The organism is Jidongwangia harbinensis, assembly GCF_020216025.1.
Lineage (GTDB): Bacteria > Actinomycetota > Actinomycetes > Mycobacteriales > Micromonosporaceae > Actinoplanes > Actinoplanes harbinensis.
The window spans coordinates 1-22,596 of the sequence record NZ_JAIWNC010000040.1 but is presented as its reverse complement, the minus strand read 5'-3'; the positions used below and the strand labels follow the sequence as shown (position 1 = coordinate 22,596).

The following is a 22,596-nucleotide window of genomic DNA, read 5'->3' as shown; positions in this document are numbered from 1 at the left end:
GTGGTCTCCTAGCGCATCAGACGGCGATCTGCCCGGCGAGCTGCTGAATGTGGATCAGGACGAACTCGGCCGGCTTCAGCGGGGCAAAACCGACGAGGATGTTGACGACCCCGCGGTCGATGTCGTTCTGCGGGTTGTTCTGGGCGTCGCACTTGACCAGGTAGGCGTCCTTCGGGGTGCGGCCCTGGAACGCGCCCTGGCGGAACAGCGTGTTCATGAACGCGCCCACGTTGAGCCGGATCGCCGCCCACAGCGGTTCGTCGTTCGGCTCGAAGACGACCCACTGGGTGCCGCGGAACAGGGTCTCCTCGATGAACAGGGCGGTGCGGCGTACCGGGACGTACTTCCACTCGTTGGCGAGCTGGTCCGCGCCGCGCAGCGTGCGGGCGCCCCACACCACCGAGCCGATGACCGGGAAGGTGCGCAGGCAGTTGATGCCGAGCGGATTGAGCCGTCCGTGCTCCGGGTCGGTCAGCTTGACGGAGAGTTCCTGCAGGCCGGTGACCGAGGCGTCGGTACCGGCGGGTGCCTTCCAGACGCCGCGCTGGCCGTCGGTGCGGGCCCAGATGCCGGCAATCGCGCCGCACGGCGGCCACTCCTGCACGAAGCCGTCCTTGTCCGGCGCCTTGAACCGGGGGAAGTAGAGCGCGGCGTTGCGGCCGTTGACCCCGCCGCCCGGTGGGTTCGCAGCGCCGGCGACCGCCTTGTCCAGGTCGGTCCAGTCCTTCGGCGGGTCGACGATCAGCATGGCGCGCCGGTCGACGCAGAGCTTGGCGGCGTCGGCGACCACACCCACGTCGGTGGTCCGGTTGATCGGCGGTATGCAGAGCATCGTGAAGATGTCGGTCTTGAGCAGGGCGTAGATGCCGGTCTTAGCGGCCTCGCTGCCCTTGATCTCGGTGTCGCCGGGCACGCCTCCCGGACCACCGCCGGTGGCCTGCACGAACGTCGTCGGCGCGGCGCCGCCAGCCGGATCGGCGAACGGATCCGTGCCGGCCGGTGGATCGGCCTGCTTGTTCGGCCGCTTGGTGAGATCCCCGCTGGCGCGGACCAGGTTGGAGCGTTGCAACACCTTGTCCAGGCTGGCCGGTGAGGCCGGGTCGGCGACGATGTTGCGCCAGCTCTCCTCCTCGCCGGTCGCGGTGTCGCGCACCGTGAGGTTCCACAGCTCGTTGTCGGTCGGGTCGCTGGTGTTGTGGTCGACCCGAGCGCGCAGTCCGCGACCCCAGTCGCCGGGGCTCGCGGCCTTGAGCGTCACGCCGTCCTGCAGGTCGATGGTGGCCTCGGCGGCGTCACTCTTGGCGATGCGTACGATCTCGGCCGCCGAGCCGCCGTGCTGGTAGTAATGCAACACCACGTAACTCATCATGCTGCTCGCGTCCAGCCCACCGAAGATCCGCTCGAAGTCGGCCCAGCTGGTGATGTGCCGCGGCTCGTTGACCGGGCCGCGCAGCGCGACGCCGACAAACGCGGGCACCGCCGTCGGCACGCCGATGATCGTGCGTACCGAGCTCGGTACCTCGTCGATGTAGACACCGGGAAAGGTGGGGCTGACGGGCATGGTGGTCCCCTAATCCTCGTTCTTCTTCAAGACCGCGCGAAGCGTCGGTACCAGGCTGTTCCAGTCGGGGAAGCGTTTCTGGACATTGCCGGCAGGGTCGAGGATCTCGCCGTGCGACAGCACCGCGGCGTCGTCGACGACAAGCCGCAGCACCGTGGTCACGTGGTGCCAGCGCGAGAGGCTGTCTGACATCGCTCCCTCCGGGGTGTGCGTTCCCTGAAGTCCTACCTGGCGCCCCTGAGCTGTCGAACATGCCGTGCTCATAACCGGGTGAGAAGCGGGGCAGATCCCGCTCATTTCCGTGTCACCGGATCGAATCTGATTTCCGATAGTCGCTTGCACCGTTCCAACCCGCGCGCTCATGGTTGACAGTGGCGGATTGCCTGGGCGGCTGGCGGAGGCCGTAATGACACGTGGTGCCGGTGGGAAGCTCCTGATCTGCCTGCTGGGTGGTTTCCGCGTGGTCGCCCATGATGCGGCCCTGCCGGTACGCGCCAGTGGCAAGTCCGCCACCTTGCTCTCCACCCTGGCCCTACGCGACCGGCACTGGGCGCCGCGCGAGGCGCTGCTCGGTGTGCTCTGGCCGGACGCCGCGTCTGAACGCTCCACCCACTCTCTGAACTCGCTGGTTCACCTTCTACGCCAGACCCTCGGCCGGGCGATCGAGGGTGCGCCGCCGGTGATCTACTCCGCTGGCGGCTATGAGCTGAACGCCGTGGCCGGCGTCGGCACCGACATCGCGGAATTCGACGCGCTGGTACGCGACGCCAACCGGCTCGCGGACACCGGTGACATGTCCGGCGCGGTCGAGTCGTGGCTGCGGGCCGTCGCGCTTTACCAGGGCGATCTCACCGAGACCTGCGACCTGCACACGGTGGTGGAGCGGGAGCGGTTACGGGCCAGCTACCTCACGCTGCTGAGCCGGCTTGCCGACCACCGGTTCGGCGTGGCCGAGTACCCCTCGGCACTCGCCTATGCGATGCGGCTGCTGGCACATGACCCGTGCCGGGAGGATGCGCACCGGCTGGTCATGTGCTGCCACGTGCGGCTCGGTGAGCGCGCCCAGGCGCTGCGCCAATTCCGGGTCTGTCACCACGTGCTGGCCGCTGAGTTCGCCGCCCTGCCCGAGCCGCTGACCATGCGACTGTACGACCGGATCCGGCTCGACCCGGACAGCGTCTAGTGCGGCAGCCACCATCCGAGATCACGATTGGAATGCGCGGTCGAGGCATCCCCGGCGGATTTGCCGGGGACGCCTCGATGGGGCTGACGCCGCGGCGGGCGGCGCTTCCGGGCCGACGCCGTGACGCTGCATCATGCGACGGTCGCGGCTTCGGCCGAGCATTGGCACCTCAGGCGGTAGGGGACGGCGTAGGTTCTCTCTTGGAGGAAGGCCATGTTCGATCGAGTGACGCAGCCGGAAAGAGCACGGCCGGTGCCGCCTCGCGTACCGGTCCCAACGGGGCTCCTGCAGCGATGTGGCACAGATGTCTGCCCTCCTGGGACCTGCGACCACAAGCGACTTGACTCCGCGCCGTCGTTGGCCTTGAGCTCGGCCGTGCCGGAGGTGCTTCACACGTCGGGTGCGCCGCTGGGCACCGCGACCCGCGCCGAGATGCAGGCGCGTTTTGGCCGCGACTTCAGCCGTGTGCGCATCCACACCGGTCCGCGGGCCGCCGAGGCTGCTCAAGCCGTGAACGCCCAGGCCTTCACGGCTGGCGAGCACGTCGTGTTCGGCGCGGGCCGCACTGACGCTGCCTCGATCGAGGAGGAAGGTCTGCTGGCACACGAACTGATGCATGTGCTGCAGCAGGGTGACCAGTGCGGGCCTGCCATCCCTCTGGAGACCAGCCGACCCGGCGACGACGCCGAGCGCGAGGCCGACCGGACGGCTGCGATGGTCGGCTCGGGCGGCATGGCACCGCCCGTCGGCTCGCGGGGACCGAAGCTCTATCGGCAGGTGAAGCGGCCGACCCCGACCCCCGGCGCACGCGGCGGCGCGGCCGACCTCCAGCAGAGGTACGGCATCACGATCATGGCGGGTGACAAGACGTGGTCCGTGGACGACCTGAAGGCGCTGGAATGGACACTCTCGAAGCTTTCCAAGCAGGAGGCTCTGGCGCTGAAGGGCTACATCTTCTTTCGCTGGTCGGACGCAGCCACTCGCGGCGCGAAGGACCCGACCTACCAGCCGCAGGCTGACGAGGAATGCGGGCTGCACGAAGCAGACATCGCCGCCGGCAGCTACAAGATATCGATGTACGATAAGTGCTTCAAGGACCCCGAGGCAACCAGCGAAACCATGGCGGGCGTGCCGATTGAACGGTTCCACATGCTGCACGAGATTGGACACGCCATGGAGATCGCGGAGCTCCGTCGTGCATACGAGTCTTACAGCAAGGCCATCGACGCGTACGACAACGGGGCGGGGGAGATCAACGATCAGAGCAGTTCGGAAGTGAGCAGAGAGCAGCATCGGAGGCTGGAGAAGAGGGCGAAAGAGCTCGATCAGAACGCCGAAACAGCCACAAAGCGCTACGAGGTAGCCAAAACTCGAACCATCACCGAATTCGACAGTCGTATCGCCGGTAGCGAGGCATTGACGGAATACTCGAAGGTCAGCTCGCCGGAAGCCTTCGCGGAAGCATTTGCGCTGTACAAAGCGGATCCGAAGGGCCTCAAGAAGGTGAATCGGAGCCTATATGACTGGTTCGCGCGACAGGGCCACCTGAACCCGCTCAGGAGCAGCACCAAATCGAAGGCTAAGCCGCGATAGCACGGTCCGCGACCGCGGCCGATGCGACGATGTCGGTCTCGCTCGTGGCACGGTCACCGACCGGCGCCGATGCAGATCCATTCCCCCGAGAGTTCACGAGTAGCGAGGTCCGCTGCACATGGCATCAAGATGATCTGGGTCGTCGGGCCATGGTGCCCGCAGCTTCGAAAGACCAAGTCAGGGCCAGGCGGTCGGTATACCGGATTCGAGCCTCCACCAGGCACCCTGACTCTATGACCCAACGATCACTGATCAAGTGGGGGCCTGCATCGCCGAGGGCGATCGGACGTCGGATGGCTGCGGGGATCCGGTGGGCTCGGTGCAGGCCGCGATGGGTGTGGCTCACCCTCGCAATCCTCGCCGCTGTGGCGGCGTTGATGGGCTACTCGTGGATCGTCTGGCACGCTCCGCTACTGCTGGTCCCTGACCTGGCGACTCCAGCGCCGTCGGCGTCGCCCATGAGCCCGGCTGAGCGCGCGACTTCGTCGCACAACGCCCGCCTGCTGGTCGTCTCCGGCGGCGGCGCTCTGGTCGTCGCCATCGGCCTTCTCTACACCGCCCGAAACTACCGCCTGGCCCACCGTGGCCAGGTCACCGACCGCTTCACCAAAGCCCTCGAACACCTCAGCTCCTCCGAGCTCTATGTACGCGTCGGCGGCGTCCACGCCCTGACCCACGTCCTGCGAGACAGCCCGAGCCACCACACCGACGTACTTCAGGTCCTCGTCGCCTTCGTCCGCCACCGCGCCCCACGAGCTACCGCCGACGACACACCTTCGCCGATCTATCCCCGCCCAAAGCCGCCAGCCGAACCCGACCCGGACGTCCAAGCCGCGCTGACGGCCATCGTCACCCGCCCGCGTCGCCCCGAATACGAACCCCCCGGCATCCTCTACCTCGCCGAACTCAGACTCACCGGCGCCCAACTCTCCCACGGCCAACTTCAGAACGCAGACCTGTCCGGGGCGCAGTTGCAGAACGCAAACCTGCGCGAGGCGCAGCTGCAGAATGCGAACCTGCGTCGGGCGCAGCTCCAGGAGGCGAGCCTGATGGAGGCGCAGCTGCAGCAGGCGGATCTGTTCGCGGCGCAGCTGCAGAGGGCAAACCTGCCCGGCGCGCAGCTGCAGGAGGCGAACCTAGTCGGGGCGCAGTTGCAGGAGGCCTACCTGGAAGAGGCACAGCTGCAGCGGGCGGACCTGTCACTGGCGCAGTTGCAGAAGGCGGACCTGCTCGCGGCGCAGCTGCAGGAGGCGAAGCTGATCAGGGCGCAGCTGCGGAAGGCGAACCTGCTCGCGGCGCAGCTGCAGCAAGCGAATCTGGCCCAGGCGCAGCTGCAGCAGGCGAATCTGGCTCAAGCACAGCTGCACGAGGCGCACCTGGATGGAGCAAAATTGTTCGGGACGCGGCTGCAGGAGGTGGTCCTGCACACGCCCGATGGCGCTGATGCAGCGGAAGGACTAAACGCCGCTCAACTTGCCACCGCCGAGATCGACGAGGCCACCACGCTGCCGACGGGGATGCGCGAAGCGCTTCAGGTACACCGCGAATGGCGCCAGAGATCCGTCCACTAGACGGCACCTCAGCAGGACTTCGCGTCCGCAGAGCATCGCCATCTTGATCCGAGGTTGTACCTGCCGAGAATGTCATCCGGGCAGGTCAGGCGGCATACTCGTATTCGTGGAGGACGCCGCCGAGGCGGTCACGTCGATGGATGTTCAGGTGGGCGATCCGGTCCGGGTCGGTGATCGGCTCGGGGAGCGGGGCCAGTGGCCGGGCATTGGCGATGCCCTGATGCGGTCTGTGCTTGTTGTAGAAGACCTCGTACTCGCGCAGCGCGTGCAGCAGGTGCCGCTGACTAAAGATCAAAGTCCGGTCGAGCAGTTCGCGGCGGCAGGTCCGCACCCAGCGTTCCATTACCGCGTTCATCCGGGGCATCCGAACGCCGCTGAGCACGACCGTGATGCCGGCGTCGGCGAGGACTGTATCGAACAAGGCTGGGTATTTGCCGTCCCGGTCGCGGATCAGATACTTCACCCGGCATCCCGCGTCCTCGATGTCCATCACGAAGTTGCGGGCGGTCTGGGTCACCCACGCGGCGCTCGGATGCGCGGTCGCACCGAGGATCCGGACGCGGCGGCCGGCGTGTTCGATGACCGCCAGGACGTAGAGCCTCGTGCCGGTCTGCGTGACCGTCTCGAGGAAGTCCGCGGCCAGCAGTGCCTCGGCCTGTGAACGCAGGAACTGCGACCAGGTAGTGGCGGCCCGGTCCGGGGCCGGATCGATCCCCGCCTCGCGCAGGATCTCCCAGACCGTCGACGCGGCGACCGTAATCGAGGGTGAGCAGTTCCCCGTGCACCCGCCGGTAGCCCCAGGAAGGGTTCTCCCGGACCAAGCGCAGCACCAGGGCGCGGATCGAACGGATGGTGCGTGGCCGGCCTCGTCGTCGGGGACGCGACGCTGCAGCATGGCGCCGCGCGAGCAGGTCGCGGTGCCACCGAAGGATCGTGTCGGGCCGCACCAGCAGCCGTAGACGGTGCCGGCTGGGTCGGGGGAGTTGGTGCAGCAGCGCGGCCAGCCATGCCCGGTCGGCTGGGTCGAACCGGATCCGCTGTCCGCCGAGTTGGCGGTGCAATACCGTGAGTTGGTGGCGCAGTGCGAGGATCTCCGCGTCCTTGTCCCGGTCGCTGCCTGGCAACAGTCGCAGAAGGGTGAACGCGTTGGTGATACCGAGGTAGGCCAGTCGCAGGAGCATGAGACGGCATCATCGCGTAGTCTGTGCCGTTCGGAACTTGTAGCTGCTGGTCAGGCGGCGTATCTGTATTCGTTGATTACGCCGCCGAGCACTCGGGTTCGTAGGAGCCGGTGACTGGTCAGGTCGGTTACCGGCGCCGGATGCTCTTCGGCGAGTGGTGGGAGCTGGCCTCGCGCTTGGTGCGGGCGGTGCTGGTTGTAGTGCTGGGCGTAGGCGTCGAGGACGCGTCGGGCATGAGTCTGGTTCCAGATCAGTAGCTGGTCGAGCGCCTCGCGCCGGAGGGTGCCAATGATCCGTTCGCAGTGGGCGTTCATCCGAGGAGCCCGTGGCGCGGTCTTCAACGTCTCGATGCCGTCGGCGGCGAAGACCGCGTCGAAGGACCCGGTGTATTTGGCGTCCCGATCACGAATCAGGAACCGCAACTAGTCAACGTGGGCGCCCAGCTCGCTGGCCAGGTTCCTGGCCTGCTGCACGGTCCAGGATGCCGTCGGATGCGCGGTGATCCCAGCGACGTGCAGTCGCCGAGTGCCGTGGTCGAGGAACACCAGCGCATATACCCGGCGCAGGTCGACCAGGTCGACGTGGACGAAGTCGCACGCGATCACGCCGTGAGCTTGCTCAGTGAGGAACTCGCGCCAGGTTGGTCCGCTGCGGCGTGGGGCCGGATCGAGGCCCGCCGCCGTGAGGATCTCCCAAACCGTCGTGGCGCCGATGCGATGCCCGAGGCGCACAAGTTCGCCCTGGATGCGGCGGCAGCCCCAACGCGGATTCTCCCTGGCCAGCCGCTGTGCCAGTGCCCTAACCGCGCTGGCCGCTGGCGGCCTGCCAGGCTTTCGCCGGCGCATGCTGTAGTCCCATTTGCGCGTGATCAGGCGGCGGTGCCAAGCAAGCAGGGTCGCGGGTGTCACCGGGAACACCTGCGCCCACCGGCGTCGGGGTAACAGTGAGGACAGCGCCGCGAGCCACAGCCGGTCCGCCGGGCTGTACCGCCTCGGGCGGGTGAGCTGCCTGCTCAGCACCGCGTTCTCGTGCCGCAACACGAGCAGCTCGGCCTCCTTCGTCACGTCCCGGCGTAGCAACACCGCCGGGACCGCGAGAAGCTTCCGTGCCAGCTGGTACACCAGTGAGACGATCACCTGACCAGGATTCCAGCAGGTCGTCGCGGCGCACCACACCGATCCCAGCAGCGACGAGTTTCCGAACGGTACAAGGCGCTCTGCTGTTGCGGGTCGTTGCTGCCCCGGTGGAACTGGGCGGTGAACGGGGTGTCGGCCAGCGCCCCGGACGGGTTGTGACACATCACGCCGACGGCCATGGCGCCGTCGAGCGGCAGCCAGTACGTCGTCTTGCACCGGTTGGTGTGGTTACCGTAGGCGCTCACCTGCACGTTGCCGCCCGGCGTGGCGCCGAGGCCGGGCATCCGCACCTCGTAGTCGCCGGCGCGGTAGCGGATCACAGTGTTGGTGCCGCCGGTCGAGTTGGTCGACATCCGGGCGTTGGCGACGTACGAAGGATTGCTGGGCTGGGCTGGTCGGCGAAGGCGAAGCCGTACTGCGCCACCGCTCCCGCCGCCGCCGGGGTGGGCTGCGCGGCGGCCGGGGCGGCCTGCGCCGGGGCGGCCTGCGCCGGGGCGGCGGTGAGCAGAGCGAAGCCGCCGAGCACGGCCGAGCCGAAGATCGCGCGGGTCGCGCGTCGCATGGTTCCTCCTGGAACTGTTCGGTACGCCGGTCCGCGGTGGACCGGCGTAAGAACTCTGCAGGGCGGCGCTCGGCGAGTGATGGGAATCGGCTGGGTATGCCTCGTCGCGGACCGGACTGACGATCGGCGACAGCGGGTGCACCGCCGGGAATCCGCTACCGGGGATCGCCTGGTGGATCTCGTCGGCCCACCGCAAGGGGCGACTGCCCAGCGGCCTGCTCCGGACCCTCCGGGACGGGTGCGATGCGGCACCCGTCCCGGAGGCCCGGTCAGAGCTGTTTGTAGTAGACGGCGATCGGCAGCTGGACGCAGCCGAGCCTTTCGTAGAGTGCTCTGGCCGGTGCGTGGAAGGGGTCACCTCCGGTACCGATCTCGACCACGTCTGCTCCGTGGGCTCGCAGCTCGGCGAAGGCGTGCTCGCACGGCGCGGTGCCCACCTGGTGCCGGCGGTACTCGGCGGCAACGGCGAGGTGCGAGATGCTGCCGTTGCGGCGAGCCGGGTCGAGGCTCCAGGCCACGTAACCGGCAATGACCCACGTCCTGACGGCGGGCCGTGAAGCGGTCCGGCAAGTCACCTGGCGCACCGGCTCACGCCGACGCAACGGCCGGAACCGGCCGATGCGCGGGCACTTCGTGTTCCTGCGCCTACGCCCAGCCAGCCTCGTGCACCGCCGGGCCGCCGACTTCGGTGACCTGCCGGTGCGCTGGCTGATCGCCGAATGGCCGCCCGAAGAGGCCGAACCCACCCGCTACTGGCTGTCCAATCTGCCTGCCGATACCTCGAAACGGCGACTGGTGCGGCTGGCGAAACTGCGCTGGCGTATCGAGCACGACTACCGCGAAATCAAAACCGGCCTCGGCCTCGACCACTACGAAGGCCGCACCTGGCAAGGCTGGCACCACCACACCACCCTCGTCAGCGCAGCCCACGCCTTCCTAACATTGCAGCGCCTGGACCCAAAACCCGTGCGCCGGAATGACCCCCTACGCCGTACTCCGACGCCTGCAAGCCCTACTCGCCCGGCTCATCGGCACCTGCCCCACCTGCAAAACCCGCCTCCCACAACGGAACCGCAGACACCGCCGACGATCATGACAAAGCACTACTAGCTAGTCGGGCAGGAACTGTATCCATTCACCGGTGGGCTCCACGGTCGTGCGTTGCCCGACGAGTTGTTCGACGGCCTGCCACGCGTCGTCGGTCAGGTCCGGCACCACGCAGAAGAGGCGGCCCAGCACCTGATCGAGGTGGGTGGGGTCCGCGGCGGCGAACGGCACCAGGGCGGCTAGGAGCTCGGCCTTCCGCCGATTCGGCAGGTCGGCGGCGAACACCCTCGCCGACAGGTGGGTCGCGACCATCGGGACGAAGCCGGTGTCCGGCAGGGCCACTTCGCCGGGGCCGGTGAGCGTGACGGCCGGCCGCGGCATGCCGAGCGCGTCGGCGATCTCCTCGGGGCCGGTCAGCTCGGTGATGTGGTCGATGGAGAGATGGCTGACGCGGGCCCGCCGGGCGAACGGCTCGCCAATGGTCAGGCGCGGCGCGAAGCGGGTGGCCGCGGGGTTCGACGTGAAGGCCGCCACAATCTCCTCGAGATCGTCCGCGGACTCGTCCCACCAGCGTGCCACCGTGGTCACCCGGGCTGTCATCACGGCGGCGAACGACGGTTCCTGGACGTTGTGCGCCGCCTCCAGCGCCTCGTCCAGCTCGAAGCGGCGCAGCGCGACGTCGGCCGGGTCGACGATCGTCCAGGCCTGGGCGGCGGCGAGGCAGGCGGGACTGCGGTAGCCGGCGTATCCGAACGGCACGGTCCTGGCCTCGGTCAGCAACCGCCGTCCGCCGTCCCCGTCGCCGAGCACGCGGTGGGCGATCTCGGCGTGCGCGGCGAGCCGCCTGGTGTGGTGGCCCCACCGGTCGGCGCCGTCCCGGCCCGCGTGGAGCTGCCGGGCCGCGTCGACGGCCGTCGTTCGGAGCTGTTCCAGACGGGCGGTGCGTGCGCGCCGCGCATGCAGCGCCAGCCTGGCGAACTCGGCGAACCGAACGGTGTCGCCGGAGTAGGCGCCCGCCGTGATCCGCTGCGCGTATTCCAGCGCCTGGTCGGCGTCCGGCAGGCACGCGACGGCGGCCAACAGCGAGAGCAGCGATCGGTTGCGGTAGAGCACGTACGGGTTGGCCACGTGCAGATCGATGTAGGTGGAGAGCCAGTCCCCGCCCTCCTGCCGGTTGTCTCGCGCATAGGCGACGACCCACGGGCCGTCCTCCTCGGCCAGGTAGATGCCGGCCTCGTCGCCCTCCGGCGCCGGCAGCCCGGAGATGCCGCGCTCGTACTGCGGCGCCCCGCCGGCCCGTTCCAGCGCGGCCAGCGCCCGGTCGGGGTCGGACACCTCCGGCAACGGGCCGTGCCGGAACCACATGGTCAGCTCCGGTTCCTTCCCGGCCCCGATCCTGGCCAGTGCCCGCCCGTGCAGCACCGCCTGCAGGGAGTCGCCCGGGACGTCCGGCGCCATCCTGCCTAGCAGGTCGCGGACGTTCTCCGGGTTGGCCTCGGCGGCGGACAATGCCAGGACCAGCCGGGCGGCTGCCGTCCACTGGCCGACCGGCTGCGGCCCCAGCATCCCGAGCCGGCGGACCGCCTCGGCGAGGGCGCCCCGGCGCGCCTGGGCGATCACGGCGTCGGGCCGCAGCCAGCGGTCTCGTGTCGTCTCGAGCTCGTAAGCCGTCCGGACGAGCAGCACGGTGTCCGGCCGGCCACCGGGTAGTGCGTGCAGTGCTGCCTCGAGGTCGCTCAGCAGGCCCGCCGCGTCGTCGGCCGCCTCGACGCGGGCACGCTGGAACTCGTCGTCACAGAGGAGTGCGGCGGGCGTCTCGCCCAGCCGGAGCAGTTGTCGCGGCCATGAGACGAGCGCGTAGCGGGAGCGATGCTCGCGCCATCTCCCGCACCAGTCGAACAGGACTGTCCGGAGCCCGCGAAGCTCCTGGGCGGAATACATACCCTCGGCGAAGTTCCGCAGCCGCCAATGGGCCAGCGACAGACCGGTGGCCGGCCGGCCGACGACGAAGCGCCGGACACGGTCGAACGCCTTCCCGAACGTGACGCCGGAAAGCGCGTCGTCCGCGTCTATGTCGATCAGCTCGGTCCGGGTGATGGGCCCCTCGGCGACGACGAGATAGGAGAGCAGCGTCTCGGCGGGCTTGTCGTCCACCCGGCTGGTGAGGTCGTCCCACCAGTTCTCCAGATAACCCTCCATCTTCGCCGGGCTGCGGGTCAGGGCCGCCGCGGACGAGATCTCGCCGGTGCGGATCGCCTCGATGAGGAGGCCGAGATAGAACGGGTCGCCGTCGGTGCGTTCGCGGAGAATGCGTGTCGCCCCCGGTTCACGGACCCAGCGCGGCGCCGCCGCCGCGTCGAGGACGTCCGCCACTCCGGCGGCGTCCAGCTTGCCGACGGTCAAGCGGGCGGGCTGGTCGATGCCGAGGAAGTCGGCCCAGTCCCGGTGCGCGACGGACCTGGCGGACAGCACGACGTGCACGCCGGAGAGCAGGGGCTCCGGGAAGAGCCGCTTCGGCACCTGCCAGGCCGCCGTCTCGGCCTCGTCGAGACCGTCGATGACGATCACCACCGGGTTCTGCGGCGCGCCTTGGAGCAGGCGAAGCCATGTGTCCTCGAGCTCCAGGATCGTCGCGCTCAGGGTGCCGGGCGCCAGCGGCTGACGCCACGCGGCCGCGGCCTGTGCCACCAGGGAGGCCATGACGTCCTGCTGACCCGCGGTGTCGTGCGGCCCGCTGATGAAGTGATAGACGACCTCGGCGCCGGCCTGCTCCAGCCGCCGGATCCAGCCGGCCAGCAGAGCGGTCTTGCCCATGCCCGCATCACCGGTCAGCAGGAGATACCCGGAGTCCGCCGTGGCCCGGAACCGGTCGAGCTCGGTCAGTTCGCGATCCCGGCCGCCGAGCAGCTCGTAGTCCCGGCGGAGGTCGTCCAGCCGGCTGCGAAGGGTCGGCGGCAACCCCGCCCGGGCCGCGAGCGCGTCGGCCACGCTTTCCGGCAGAGCAGCGGTGCGTTGCAGCAGCTCCCGCTGGACAGCCCGGTCCAGGAGCACCATGAGCCGGTCGTCGCGGAGGAGCCGCAGGTAGAACTCGTCGATCGCGTGGCGGCACACCTCCTGCGCGGTCTTTCCCGCCGCCTGCTGCGGGTGGACGTCTGCCGCCAGCACGCGCCTGGCCACCGCGGCGTGATCCAGGTTGCACTGCGCTATCACGTCCACGGTCGCGCCGTTCTGCCGCAGGATGTCGGCGGCGGCCGTCAGTCCGTCCTCGATGGAGGCTTCACCGAAGCCGCGGTGCTCGCCCCAGGTCCGTACTGCGTCGGCGTAGGCCTTCTGCCGTGCCTTGTCCGCACGCCATTTGTCGAAGGTGGCTTTCTCCGACTCCAAAATCTTGATCAGCGGAGCCGCCGGCGGCACGAGCGCCTTGACGCCCTCCGTGAGCACGCCGAAACCCAGTGCCGTCCAGTCGCGAGCCATGGCAACCTCCCGCCGCTGACTGTCCTCGCCTCGGTGATGCCGCTCAGTCGAGAAACGGACTCCGGCCCGGTTTGTCAGGTTCCTCAACTCGTGCGGATGATCGCAGACGTAATCATCAGCAGCCGTACGCGGTGCCGTTGTCGGTGAGCCCGTCCAGCCGGACCCGTCCGCGAACACCTCATAGGTCAACGCCGACTGCGGCGTCACGGTCTGTCGAGCGCTGGATTCCGGTCGTGAGGGGTAGGCAGCCGCACAGCCACTTCAGGCCGGAGGCGTAGATGACGTACGGCGGCGTCGGCGGTGTGCGGTCCACGATCGCGGCCGGTGCCGGCGCGCGAGGGCGACGACGGTCAGGGCGGCGGCCACCGGGATGATCGCGCATCCCCGGCGGCGAGGTACTATTTCGAACGTTGGACGTGATATTTGGTCGTGGCGCCTTGCGGCGATGGGGGAGAGGTGCGCTTCTCATAGGCTGTCAAGTGGCCGCCGATTCCGGCCGATCCGCGCGCTAAAGATCCCTCTGCATCCATGTTCTCAGGCCCGAGTCGGAAATTCCCGCGTTCTACGCGACACGAGAGCCGCCTCATTCCTCCCGAAGTACGTTCTGGATTATTCGGCAGGCACCGCACTTGATCGGGCGTGGTCACACGCCTGGTCACAGTATTGATCAACTTCTGCTGAACTGCCCGGAACTGGGTGACACGGAGGTGTCGTTGTGTCCGTTTCTGCGTACATAGAGACACGTACTGGCATTGCTTGATAGAAATGTAACAATGCTGGGGGTCAAGGGGTCGCAGGTTCAAATCCTGTCAGCCCGACGAAAAGTAGCCGGTGACCTGCGGAAACGCAGGTCACCGTTTTCGTTGGATCAAGATCACTCACCGTAAACCCACTGTTTTCAGTTCGCACCTTCGTCGCCTACTCGTCTCGGGCGCGGTCCACGGTGGATGACCGGCTCGTGCGGAATCTCGGTCTGCCTCACCCTCCTGGCGTCGTCCCGGTCCTCGCTACGCCAGGGCAGTGGGTCAGTTGTCAGTCTCGGCGATCTCCGCGCCGTTGGCGGCCCGCTGAACTGCCTCGCAGCCGTTCTTGGCCGCGGTCTTGCTGTCATACGCCTCGCCGGTCGCGACGACCTGCCCATTGGAGGCCTTGAGCCGGAACCGAACTTGCCGGCCTTGTCGCTGTACATCTCGAACTTGCCCGACACTGTCACCTCACCTTCACCCAGGCGCGTGTCGCGGTCACAACGCGGGACCTTCCATACGAATGTCTCGCCCGTTACCCCGAACAAGCGATCGCCACACCGCCGGAAACGCCGCGCTGCGCGGGAAGGTTTGTTCTGGCCGGGGGCCGGCGAAGCGATCTGATCGGCTCGGCGGGCAGGCACGGCGTTGCAGATCTCGCCACGAACCAGTGGACAGCGCGCCAGCGCCGTCGCGCCGCCGGCACACAGCGCTGGAAAGACAGCGGCAGCCGCCACAGACGCGCCCGCTGTCGTGGGCAGGAACGCCACCGAGAAGGTCGAACATCGAGTCCAGGGACCTGCCGACGAAGATGAGGCCACCGTTGCCGCTGGGGGCGAGTTACCTTGCGGCGCAGCCACCAGGTCGGCGAGAAACCACAGATACGGTGTGCTCGTGCTGGCAACCATCGAGCCGAGGTCGTCCGGCGTGACAAGGTTCCACAGGAACGGCACCAGACGCCCCGGTTCAGACATGCCTGCGATCCTGCCATGATCAACTTCGAAACTTCCGAGAGTCCCATCGGAACGGCCGATGGCCGCAGGCGCAGCGGCGCACAAGTGCTGACCCCGGCAACGCGCATTATCAGCGGCAGATCAGGGCGGAGGCCGGCTCCTCGACGAGGATTTGCCGATTGATGCCGGGTGATAATTTGTGGAGGGTGACGGTTGCGCATTCGCCACGGTGGGCCGCCGGATCGTCCGCCTTCCCGCTCAACGTCCTGGGAGAAGATCCGATGACGAGCAACGACAAGCCTCGGGGCTCCGCAAGGCTCGGGATCTGGTCAAATATCGGGGTCTGGGTCGCCTTTGGCGCTGCCTTCGGCGTCGTCGCCGGGATCCTGCTCAACAACGTCGGTCTCGGTGTGGCGCTGGGTGCGGCCCTGGGTGTGACCGCCGGCGTCGTCATCGCGCGAGCGAATAGCCGCGGCAAATCCTGAGCGTCGCGTCCGCGTCTGGGCGCCGCACACTCTTCTCGGCATGTCCGGGTACGTCGGCGATCACGCCCGACCGTCCTCCTTCCGAATGCTGGTTGAATCCCGCCACGCGTCGCCCGGCAGGTGATCGGATGGCCGGGCAACGGACCGCGGGCTGCGAGGCCCGCTGGCCGGGAGATCCTCTGGTCGTCGACCTCGGGTGTTCAGGTGCCGGAGGCCATGTAGGCAGCGAGGATGTAGTTGGGGTGCCGGTCGAGGTTCTTTCGGGCTCGGTCGTAGCGCATCGTGGTCTTCGGGTCGGCGTGCCGGGCGGCGATCTGCACGTCGCGCAGGCTGACTCCTGCGTCCAGCATGGTGGTGACGAAGGTGTGGCGCAGCATGTGCGGGTGCATCCGGGGCATCCGGATCTCGGCTGTCGCGGACAGCTGCTGGAGCCGGCGGGTCGCGGCGTGTCGATCCATTCGCCGGCCGCGCAGGTTGCGCAGGATCGGCCCCTGCTGTCGGCCGTCGACGGCGCGCTCGATTGCCCGCGCAGCCGCCGGCGGCAACGGAATCAGCACCGTCTTGTCGCCCTTGCCCCGGACCTTCAGGACGCGGTGGCCGTGTTCCTCGCCGAGATCGGCGATGTTCGCACCGCAGGCTTCGAAGATTCGTAGCCCGAGCAGACCGAGCATCGCGATCAGGGCGAAGTCGTTGCGGTTGGCCGACAGCCGTGCGGTCGTCAGCAAGGCTTCGAACTGCAGGTGCCCGAGCCCGAGGGTGGGCGAGTCGGTCGGCATCGGTGGCCGGCGCACGTAATCGGCCGGCGAGTGAGCCAGGATTTGGTCGATGACGCACACGCGGTAGAAGCCGACCACGACTGACAGTCGCCGGGAGACGGTCGAGGGTTGGTAGCGGCGGACCTCCTGCAGCCAGCGCACATACCGCTCGACCTCAGCCCGGCCCAGGCCAAGCGGATCAAGGCTCTGACCTGAGCACCAGGTCAGGAACACCTTGAGATCGGAACCGGTATGCACCCGGGACTCACCCCGGTACCGGCCCAGGTACGCGGCTACCGCTGCATGCAGCAGACGCTCGTCGACGACAGGAAGCTGATCGGGAACTGAAGAGGTAGTCATAACTCACGGTGCGTTACTGCCGGCATAGGCGCCAACGCCCTCGGCGCGGCAGATGAGTCCGCCGCCCTGGGCAGCTAGACATTGATTGCGGGACTCGACCTATACCTGGCGTCCCACATGGAAGACCAGCTACTAGGAGAAAGAATTTCGAGCGACCAAAGCTGGTCCGGATCTCCGGGATCTAGAGATTCCTCATCGCTGACTAGAACGTGCGCCATTACGTAAGAATTAGGGAACCCGAATAGCCTAAAATCGTTATCACATCCACCGGATACCCAACTTTCAGGCGGGGCAACCTCGGTCAGGATTTTTTCCACCACATCCCATCTTGGGGCCGTCGAAAACCTTTCTCCAACGATTGGTTCCCACTCAAAAGTCAGCTTATTATCGGTGAGAAGTCGATGGAATTCGACAATGATGGAATCGCACCGCCAGTCGGCTCCGTCCTTGCGGAAAGTCGCTTCAAGCAGGCCGTAGTCTCGCCGCAGGATGCTGGATTTCCGTCGCCCAGTCCCAGGCTCTTCCAGGTACTCTATACCGGCGAGGGCGGCATCAAATTCAGCAGTGGGTACTCCCGCCGAAAGCCCGAGGACTGTGCCCGAGCTCGCGACCCGCGCCGCAAATTCTTCGCCGCCCATCAAATCCTCCGCAGTGCATCGTTTAGAAATTTCATCTCTACCGCTCGATTTTCACCGACACCCCATTCGTCGGCATTCATGCGGTGCATAACCGATTCGGCGTGGCCTATTAAATTGTCGCGAAGTTGCTTATCTTCCTTAAGTGCGCAAAGCGCGGCATCTACATCGCTCTGATCTGCCGCACCCCCCTTCCGTCGGAGCGGACGCCCGTCAACCTCACCCTTGTAGTCTGGCAAGATTCTAACCTCTTCGCCGCCGACATAGACATGAGCACCCTTGTTGGCCCAGTCCGATCCGCCAGGAGATACGGTTACGCGTGGGTGATTTCCGCATTGGCGCACCTTTGCTCCCGTCGCCTCGCCCGCATGTGTCCGCTAAAGGGAACCGCGATACGGCACGACGTCGTACGAATATTGCGTATTCGGAGCCAGAACTCCACCGGTAAGCTAGGCTATCCAGCTCGAAGTTGGCAGACAAGATCGAGATCAGATGAAACGCACTCAACTCGGCATGTCCGTGCGTCTGCCGCCCGCCTCACCGTGACGCGTAGCGCGCGGATCGCGGCAAATGAGGATGCGTGACCACGTCTGTCGTCCATCATTGCTCGGAGGTCGGCCGGCCAACATCGCCGACGCTGTCGAGTAGCCGCTCGCGAGCGTTGTGGAGGCGATCGGAGTAGTCGGGCATGAAGACCTCGACAAACGAGGTCTCCAAGGCTCCAGCGATCGAATGTATCGGCGACCAGACCGCACGGTCCTCATTCAGGAGGCCGTCAAACGCGGGGGTGCCCATCATCCGGTGAAGCCAGTCGGAGAGGACGAGTGCCTGGTCCTTGGTCAGTCTGATCGCGAAGTCGTCATCAGGCACCCGCGTAGGGTACTGGATAAGCGCTCAGCGGCCACGCCGGTGTACGCGACTAGCGGCAGATCTGTGCGGCGGGCTACCGTCCGGTCATTCGGCTACGGTCGTGCGCCGCTTGTGCCCACACCCGCAACAACTCCGCTGCCAGCCAATGGCTGCAATATTCACCAGCCATTAGCCAGTGTTCCCCGAAATGGGATAGCGCGCCGTTCCGCGTTAAGCCCGCCGGCCTGGAAAGCATCGGTCTCGATGATGTTGTCGGCGGAAGGTCAGCCGGGGCCACGATCGCGCGCAGAGTCGCGGGTCGGTGAACGCCTTGGTCCATCCGGAGAACGCGCCGAACGGGTAGCTCTCTTGCTCCCGGATTAGACCCAGGTCACACGCCTCTACTGGCCTCGAAGGCTATGGCCATGGGCTAGCGAACCGAATCTGATTGCGGTCCGGATCCTGCACGGTGAAGCTGCGGATCCCGGCACCCGCTCTGCCGTCCTCTTCCAGATCGCCGACCAGCTGAACACCGCGCGCCACCAGCTCCGTGCGCGTCGCGGCAGCGTCACTGACATGGATGAGGCACGCTCCCGGGTCGAGCACTGTTCCGTCCCTGGAGAGGTGGAGTTCGGCGTTGCCAGCGGCGAAGACGACATAGCCCGACAGTCGGTCAGAGGCGAACCCCAACAACTCGTAATACGCGATCGTTCGGTCAAGATCAGCGCAGCGCAGAATCGGAACCGCCGACAACGGTGCGACCACTCCACCAGGCACGTCGCCGTGCCGGCGCGGTGAAGCAAGCCGCGCGTAGCCCTGCTCTCGAGCAGCACGCCGCTGGTCGAGCTTCCGCTTCTGCGCCGCGAGCTGCTCAGGAGTCGGCTCGGTCACCACCCACCGGCTCCTCGCCCGAGCGACTCAGCTCCTGCAGACCAGTCCCAGTACTCCATGGCACCCAGCGAACCACCAGACGGACAACGCCGTCTCGGACTTCGGCAGTCCAAACCCACGAACTTCTGCCTGTCTACTCCACCCGGAGGGGCTCCCGAACTCGCCGATACTGAGTTCCGCGGTCGTCAGGTGGCTCCCGAAGTCACCAACCCGCCGGCTCTCGATGTCAACGACAAAACCACTTTGAGTGTCCTTTGCCTGTGAACTGTGTCCCTGGTGCCAGTGAACTTTGTCCCGTCAGGGATTCATGCCATCGAAAGTTGTCCGCCGGGTCGAGACGGTTCCCTCCCCGTGCGCCTCTTTGTTCGACCCGGCCACGAGGTCGGCATACTCCTGTGGTGAAGATTCCCCGCGCGGTCGCGGTCGTGACCGAAGGATCTCAAGTGTTGCTGATCAAGCGGTTCCGCCGCGGCGCATCATCCTCGGACTGTGACATGTGCGAGGACAGTGGCTGGACCGGCCCGCGCTGCCCGGGACATCACTATGCAGTGCTGCCGGGCGGTCACGTCGAGGACGGTGAGACCGCCGCCGTCGCGGCAGTGCGAGAGCTTGCTGAGGAGACCGAACTGCGGGCCGCGGTCGGCCGGCAACTGTGGTTCGGGCAACACAACGGCCGTCCGGCTCAGTACTTCCAGATGGTTGGCGTCACTGGTGTGCCCGTGCTGTCCGGCCCCGAAGCCGCGCAGAACAGCCCGGACAACAGCTTCGAGCTGATGTGGGCGACCGCGGATCAGTTCGAGGTGTTAAACCTCCACCCGGCTGACATCCGCCTGATCTTGAGGGAGTTCCTCGCGACGTAGTCAATCTGCCCGTTGCGGGTGACGTGATCATGGCATAGGCCGGTTCCGTTCGACGCTTCAACCCGGCGGACAAACTTACGATCTTGTGCGCAATAGTGGGTGACGTGTGACCTGGGATGATGTGGTCCTGTCACCAGGTGATCATGCGGTCGGAGACAAGGCCGGCGACTGCGGCGATGGTCTCGGGTAGCACCTCGCGGCGGCCGGTGAAGCGTTGCAGTTGCCGCCACCACTTCAACTCCGCGATGGCATGTTCGACCGGGATGCGTCGTGAGGACTGCTCTGAGCGTTCGGTTTCCCATTGGACCTGTCGGGCGTGCGCGGCGCCGGGGCGCAGCTTCAATGGTGGGGCGCTGACCTGCTCGGGGTGATCTTTGGCCACGCCTTGGTAGCCGGCGTCGACCAGCACCTTGACCTGCGGGTAGGCGTCAAGCAGGGCGTCGATGCCTTCGACGCGGGCGGCGGTGGTGTCATGCATACGCCCCGGGCGGCAACCGCCGGCGAACAACGTCGAGCCGTGCTCGTCACTGACGATCGTGGCCTTGATCGTGTTCTGCTTCAGCTTGCCCGATACGAACGCCTTGCGTCCGGCCCGCCCGGCCCGGGGTCGCCGGACGCGGACCTCGGTCGCGTCCACGCGCAGCGTCACGCCCTCGGCGGCGGCGTAGGCGAACACGTCCGCCAAGGTCCGCAGCCGGATCCCGGTCGCCAGCGCGCATCCGCGACCGGCCAGCAAGGGGCGGACCTGCCCGATGGCCCGGGTCACCGTCGAGCGGTCCACCCCGAACGCTACCGTGAGGGCCTCGTGCGGCACACCGAGACGCAGATGCGCCAGTGTCAGTGCCAGCCGATCGGTGAACCGTAGTCGCGGTCGGCGCCCGGCACCGGCAACCCGCCGCCGGTGACCACCACGACGGGTGTGCAACCGTCCCTCACGAGCGGCCCACCACGCCGGGCGTAACTCGGCCACCAGCAGGTGCAGATGCCGGCGAGAGATCCCGGTGAACGCGTAATGGCTGAACACCCGACGAGCCCACCGCACCGACACCCAACGATGATCCATCACCAATCGAGCGGCACCACCGCCGGTCTACTGTGCACAAGGTCGTTAGATGTCACGAGTCCCTGACGGGACAGAGTTCGCTGGCACGAGGGACACACCTCGATGGCAAAGGACATTGAGGTTCGGCAGTTCCCTCTACTGCTTTGTCGGCGTCAGTGGCGGTGAGGTCGGTGCCGCGGCGGACGGTAGTCACCACGGTGTCGTTGTCGTGGCGGCCTAACGCGGCGGGATCGGCGGCGGCGGTGAGTGCGGACCGCGCGCGTCGGATGGTGACCCGCAGTCCGTCGGCAAAGCGACGGTACAGAACAGCCGTAGCCCTCTGTGCCGGGCCGCAACACCGGCGCCCCGGAACGCCTCGCTGTATAACTCGCCCCGGGCGCACATCGGCCCTCGCGACCTCGACATCGACCTATCCGTCGAAACGGGTCAAGCCCGGTCGTGGTGGAGGCCGGCTTCAACGGGCTCGACGTTGAGCGCGGTGATGAGGTCGTCCGGAGCTGTGCTGTGGGGACGGTCGCTGACCTGTCCGTCGCCAATTTCCACGACGCGCCATCGGCCGTCGTCGTGTCGTACCAAGTCCGCGGTGACGAAGGGCAGGTGGAGCACTCGGATCAGCGGTGTGACGGCGGTCAGGTCCAGACCGGCCGGTGGGAGTTCGTCTGGGGTGTCGGGGTGCGCGGTCCGCAGCCGGCAGGTGCCGTGAATCCACCAGGTGCGTACTTCCGCGCCGGTGAACGGTTCAAAGCGGCGCAGCACGAAGCCGCCCACGAAGTCATCGCCGCGCAGTTCCCGGAACCGGTTGGCCACCCGCCACGCTGCGTCGGTGTCCGCGACGTCGGGGATGAACGCTGCTTCGTGCCAGTGGTGTTTCATCGACTTGGTGTAGTCGCGTAGCACGGCCGGTCCGGCGGGCATCATCGCGCAGGCACCCTCGAAGGCGGTGCGGCTGTCATCGCGGGTCCACACCGACTGCGGGGTGACCGTCTCCATGGCGGTGTACCAGCCGGGCAGTTCGTGCGCCCTCCGGTACTGTTCAGCGCTGGTCCGCAGCACCACATCGCGGTTCGTCAGCGCCTCTGCCAGAACCGCGTACTGCTCGCTGCGCAGCATCCAACCCCGGTAGACCGCCTCACCGCCGCGCGGCACGCGCGCGAGCGCGGGTTCGAGGTCACCGCCGCGGGTGAGCGCGTCGTGGTCGATGAGCGCGACCTCGACGCCGGCCGAGCGCGCCGCTGCAGTTTCGGCCGCGAAATGCTCGTCCGGGCGGCGTGGCCGCAGCACGTCCGTGGGTACCAGCAACAACATGCAGCCATGGTCAACGACCATCCGGTGAACTACTACCGGTTTACCGACCGTCAGGCGCGTGACATCGACCGCCGGAGCAGGCCGCCGGTCGTCGTCTCAAGCATCGGTGGCTCGGCGCTGGCCCTGCAGGCGCCGACGCGCGATCCGGCCCGTAACCGACACTGCGCATTATCGGCGGCAGATGAGGATGCCAAAATCTATCGAGCTGATCACGGGGAACTCCGGCGCGTGACCCCGACCGATGTCCGAAACGTGCAGTCCTGAGGGTGGTCGATGTTTCAGTTCGAGTTCGAGCTTCGGCCTAACGCTGAGGTGCCGCCGTGGGGCGGCGACAAGCTGACGCTGCACTGGTTTGGGTTGACCAGCGGCTGGTACTGGATAAGAGGTCA

Annotated in this window: 22 protein-coding genes and 2 pseudogenes; 8 read left to right on the top strand and 16 right to left on the bottom strand. The window is 67.2% G+C overall.

The window, feature by feature from the left end; translation table 11 throughout:
• Positions 1–16 precede the first annotated feature (16 nt).
• Positions 17–1,561 (bottom strand): phage tail sheath family protein, encoded by a 1,545-nt coding sequence (locus tag LDL48_RS35010; protein ID WP_225259433.1) that lies wholly within the window; start codon positions 1,559–1,561, stop codon positions 17–19.
• Positions 1,562–1,570: 9 nt separating this feature from the next.
• On the bottom strand, positions 1,571–1,753 hold the full coding sequence (locus LDL48_RS35005; protein WP_225259432.1) for a hypothetical protein: 183 nt from the start codon (positions 1,751–1,753) through the stop codon (positions 1,571–1,573).
• 214 nt (positions 1,754–1,967) lie between these two features.
• Between LDL48_RS35005 and LDL48_RS35000 the strand changes: the two genes are divergently transcribed.
• The 3 genes from LDL48_RS35000 (at position 1,968) to LDL48_RS34990 (ending at position 5,908) form a co-directional block, all read left to right on the top strand.
• On the top strand, positions 1,968–2,744 hold the full coding sequence (locus LDL48_RS35000) for an AfsR/SARP family transcriptional regulator (RefSeq protein WP_225259431.1): 777 nt from the start codon (positions 1,968–1,970) through the stop codon (positions 2,742–2,744).
• A gap of 375 nt (positions 2,745–3,119) precedes the next feature.
• A complete protein-coding gene (locus LDL48_RS34995) occupies positions 3,120–4,337 on the top strand; it encodes an eCIS core domain-containing protein (protein ID WP_225259430.1) in 1,218 nt (405 codons plus the stop codon).
• Positions 4,338–4,672: 335 nt separating this feature from the next.
• On the top strand, positions 4,673–5,908 hold the full coding sequence (locus LDL48_RS34990; RefSeq protein ID WP_225259429.1) for a pentapeptide repeat-containing protein: 1,236 nt from the start codon (positions 4,673–4,675) through the stop codon (positions 5,906–5,908).
• 85 nt (positions 5,909–5,993) lie between these two features.
• Here the strand turns inward: LDL48_RS34990 and LDL48_RS34985 are convergent, their stop codons facing one another.
• The 6 genes from LDL48_RS34985 to LDL48_RS34960 form a co-directional block, all read right to left on the bottom strand.
• Entirely contained in the window at positions 5,994–6,803 is an 810-nt protein-coding gene (locus LDL48_RS34985) for an integrase core domain-containing protein (RefSeq protein WP_225259428.1), read from the bottom strand.
• 336 nt (positions 6,804–7,139) lie between these two features.
• Complete coding sequence (locus LDL48_RS34980; RefSeq protein WP_225259427.1) at positions 7,140–7,511, bottom strand: integrase core domain-containing protein; 372 nt, start codon at positions 7,509–7,511, stop codon at positions 7,140–7,142.
• Positions 7,512–8,225, bottom strand: coding sequence for an integrase catalytic region (locus LDL48_RS34975; protein WP_225259426.1), 714 nt, complete (start codon positions 8,223–8,225; stop codon positions 7,512–7,514).
• Entirely contained in the window at positions 8,222–8,578 is a 357-nt protein-coding gene (locus tag LDL48_RS34970; RefSeq protein ID WP_225259425.1) for a hypothetical protein, read from the bottom strand. The genes LDL48_RS34975 and LDL48_RS34970 overlap by 4 nt, the downstream gene beginning before the upstream one ends.
• A complete protein-coding gene (locus LDL48_RS34965) occupies positions 8,542–8,787 on the bottom strand; it encodes a hypothetical protein (RefSeq protein ID WP_225259424.1) in 246 nt (81 codons plus the stop codon). The genes LDL48_RS34970 and LDL48_RS34965 overlap by 37 nt, the downstream gene beginning before the upstream one ends.
• A gap of 269 nt (positions 8,788–9,056) precedes the next feature.
• Positions 9,057–9,305, bottom strand: coding sequence for a GNAT family N-acetyltransferase (locus LDL48_RS34960; RefSeq protein WP_308016530.1), 249 nt, complete (start codon positions 9,303–9,305; stop codon positions 9,057–9,059).
• Positions 9,306–9,336: 31 nt separating this feature from the next.
• On the opposite strand from LDL48_RS34960, the pseudogene LDL48_RS34955 reads away from it, so the two are divergent.
• A pseudogene (locus LDL48_RS34955) lies at positions 9,337–9,795 on the top strand (transposase); the annotation flags it as partial.
• A gap of 102 nt (positions 9,796–9,897) precedes the next feature.
• On the opposite strand, the gene LDL48_RS34950 reads toward LDL48_RS34955, so the two are convergent.
• Entirely contained in the window at positions 9,898–13,308 is a 3,411-nt protein-coding gene (locus LDL48_RS34950; protein WP_225259422.1) for an ATP-binding protein, read from the bottom strand.
• 1,025 nt (positions 13,309–14,333) lie between these two features.
• A pseudogene (locus LDL48_RS45230) lies at positions 14,334–14,465 on the bottom strand (YegP family protein); the annotation flags it as partial.
• Positions 14,466–15,285: 820 nt separating this feature from the next.
• On the opposite strand from LDL48_RS45230, the gene LDL48_RS34940 reads away from it, so the two are divergent.
• On the top strand, positions 15,286–15,489 hold the full coding sequence (locus LDL48_RS34940) for a glycine zipper domain-containing protein (protein WP_225259421.1): 204 nt from the start codon (positions 15,286–15,288) through the stop codon (positions 15,487–15,489).
• 200 nt (positions 15,490–15,689) lie between these two features.
• Here LDL48_RS34940 and LDL48_RS34935 read toward each other — a convergent pair whose 3' ends face one another.
• The 4 genes from LDL48_RS34935 to LDL48_RS34920 all read right to left on the bottom strand — a co-directional run bounded on the left by LDL48_RS34935 (position 15,690) and on the right by LDL48_RS34920 (position 18,982).
• Positions 15,690–16,604 carry a tyrosine-type recombinase/integrase gene (locus LDL48_RS34935; RefSeq protein ID WP_225259420.1) on the bottom strand — a complete coding sequence of 305 codons (915 nt, stop codon included), beginning with the start codon at positions 16,602–16,604 and terminating at the stop codon, positions 15,690–15,692.
• Positions 16,605–16,678: 74 nt separating this feature from the next.
• Entirely contained in the window at positions 16,679–17,242 is a 564-nt protein-coding gene (locus LDL48_RS34930) for a hypothetical protein (RefSeq protein WP_225259419.1), read from the bottom strand.
• Between the two features lie 597 nt (positions 17,243–17,839).
• Positions 17,840–18,109, bottom strand: a complete 270-nt coding sequence (locus LDL48_RS34925; protein WP_225259418.1) for a hypothetical protein — start codon at positions 18,107–18,109, stop codon at positions 17,840–17,842.
• Between the two features lie 396 nt (positions 18,110–18,505).
• Positions 18,506–18,982 carry a VOC family protein gene (locus LDL48_RS34920; protein ID WP_225259417.1) on the bottom strand — a complete coding sequence of 159 codons (477 nt, stop codon included), beginning with the start codon at positions 18,980–18,982 and terminating at the stop codon, positions 18,506–18,508.
• A 395-nt stretch (positions 18,983–19,377) separates the two neighbouring features.
• Here LDL48_RS34920 and LDL48_RS34915 point away from each other — a divergent pair, with 395 nt between their 5' ends.
• On the top strand, positions 19,378–19,839 hold the full coding sequence (locus tag LDL48_RS34915; RefSeq protein WP_225259416.1) for an NUDIX domain-containing protein: 462 nt from the start codon (positions 19,378–19,380) through the stop codon (positions 19,837–19,839).
• Positions 19,840–19,969: 130 nt separating this feature from the next.
• Here the strand turns inward: LDL48_RS34915 and LDL48_RS34910 are convergent, their stop codons facing one another.
• Both LDL48_RS34910 and LDL48_RS34905 read right to left on the bottom strand, forming a co-directional pair.
• Complete coding sequence (locus tag LDL48_RS34910; RefSeq protein WP_225259415.1) at positions 19,970–20,863, bottom strand: transposase family protein; 894 nt, start codon at positions 20,861–20,863, stop codon at positions 19,970–19,972.
• Positions 20,864–21,328: 465 nt separating this feature from the next.
• On the bottom strand, positions 21,329–22,207 hold the full coding sequence (locus LDL48_RS34905; protein ID WP_225259414.1) for an ATP-grasp domain-containing protein: 879 nt from the start codon (positions 22,205–22,207) through the stop codon (positions 21,329–21,331).
• 6 nt (positions 22,208–22,213) lie between these two features.
• Here LDL48_RS34905 and LDL48_RS34900 point away from each other — a divergent pair, with 6 nt between their 5' ends.
• A complete protein-coding gene (locus LDL48_RS34900; protein WP_225259413.1) occupies positions 22,214–22,471 on the top strand; it encodes a hypothetical protein in 258 nt (85 codons plus the stop codon).
• Between the two features lie 9 nt (positions 22,472–22,480).
• A partial coding sequence (locus tag LDL48_RS45225) for a DUF5984 family protein (protein ID WP_225259483.1) occupies positions 22,481–22,596 on the top strand: 116 nt, incomplete at its 3' end.

What these genes read in the sequence shown, in the direction of transcription:
- LDL48_RS34950 (WP_225259422.1), bottom strand. Translation starts at nt 13,308, where the DNA reads ATGGCTCGCGACTGGACGGCACTGGGTTTCGGCGTGCTCACGGAGGGC.
- LDL48_RS35010 (WP_225259433.1), bottom strand. Translation starts at nt 1,561, where the DNA reads ATGCCCGTCAGCCCCACCTTTCCCGGTGTCTACATCGACGAGGTACCG.
- LDL48_RS35000 (WP_225259431.1), top strand. Translation starts at nt 1,968, where the DNA reads ATGACACGTGGTGCCGGTGGGAAGCTCCTGATCTGCCTGCTGGGTGGT.
- LDL48_RS34930 (WP_225259419.1), bottom strand. Translation starts at nt 17,242, where the DNA reads ATGGGCGGCGAAGAATTTGCGGCGCGGGTCGCGAGCTCGGGCACAGTC.
- LDL48_RS34940 (WP_225259421.1), top strand. Translation starts at nt 15,286, where the DNA reads ATGACGAGCAACGACAAGCCTCGGGGCTCCGCAAGGCTCGGGATCTGG.
- LDL48_RS34985 (WP_225259428.1), bottom strand. Translation starts at nt 6,803, where the DNA reads ATGCTGCAGCGTCGCGTCCCCGACGACGAGGCCGGCCACGCACCATCC.
- LDL48_RS35005 (WP_225259432.1), bottom strand. Translation starts at nt 1,753, where the DNA reads ATGTCAGACAGCCTCTCGCGCTGGCACCACGTGACCACGGTGCTGCGG.
- LDL48_RS34970 (WP_225259425.1), bottom strand. Translation starts at nt 8,578, where the DNA reads ATGTCGACCAACTCGACCGGCGGCACCAACACTGTGATCCGCTACCGC.
- LDL48_RS34900 (WP_225259413.1), top strand. Translation starts at nt 22,214, where the DNA reads ATGGTCAACGACCATCCGGTGAACTACTACCGGTTTACCGACCGTCAG.
- LDL48_RS34935 (WP_225259420.1), bottom strand. Translation starts at nt 16,604, where the DNA reads ATGACTACCTCTTCAGTTCCCGATCAGCTTCCTGTCGTCGACGAGCGT.
- LDL48_RS34905 (WP_225259414.1), bottom strand. Translation starts at nt 22,207, where the DNA reads ATGTTGTTGCTGGTACCCACGGACGTGCTGCGGCCACGCCGCCCGGAC.
- LDL48_RS34965 (WP_225259424.1), bottom strand. Translation starts at nt 8,787, where the DNA reads ATGCGACGCGCGACCCGCGCGATCTTCGGCTCGGCCGTGCTCGGCGGC.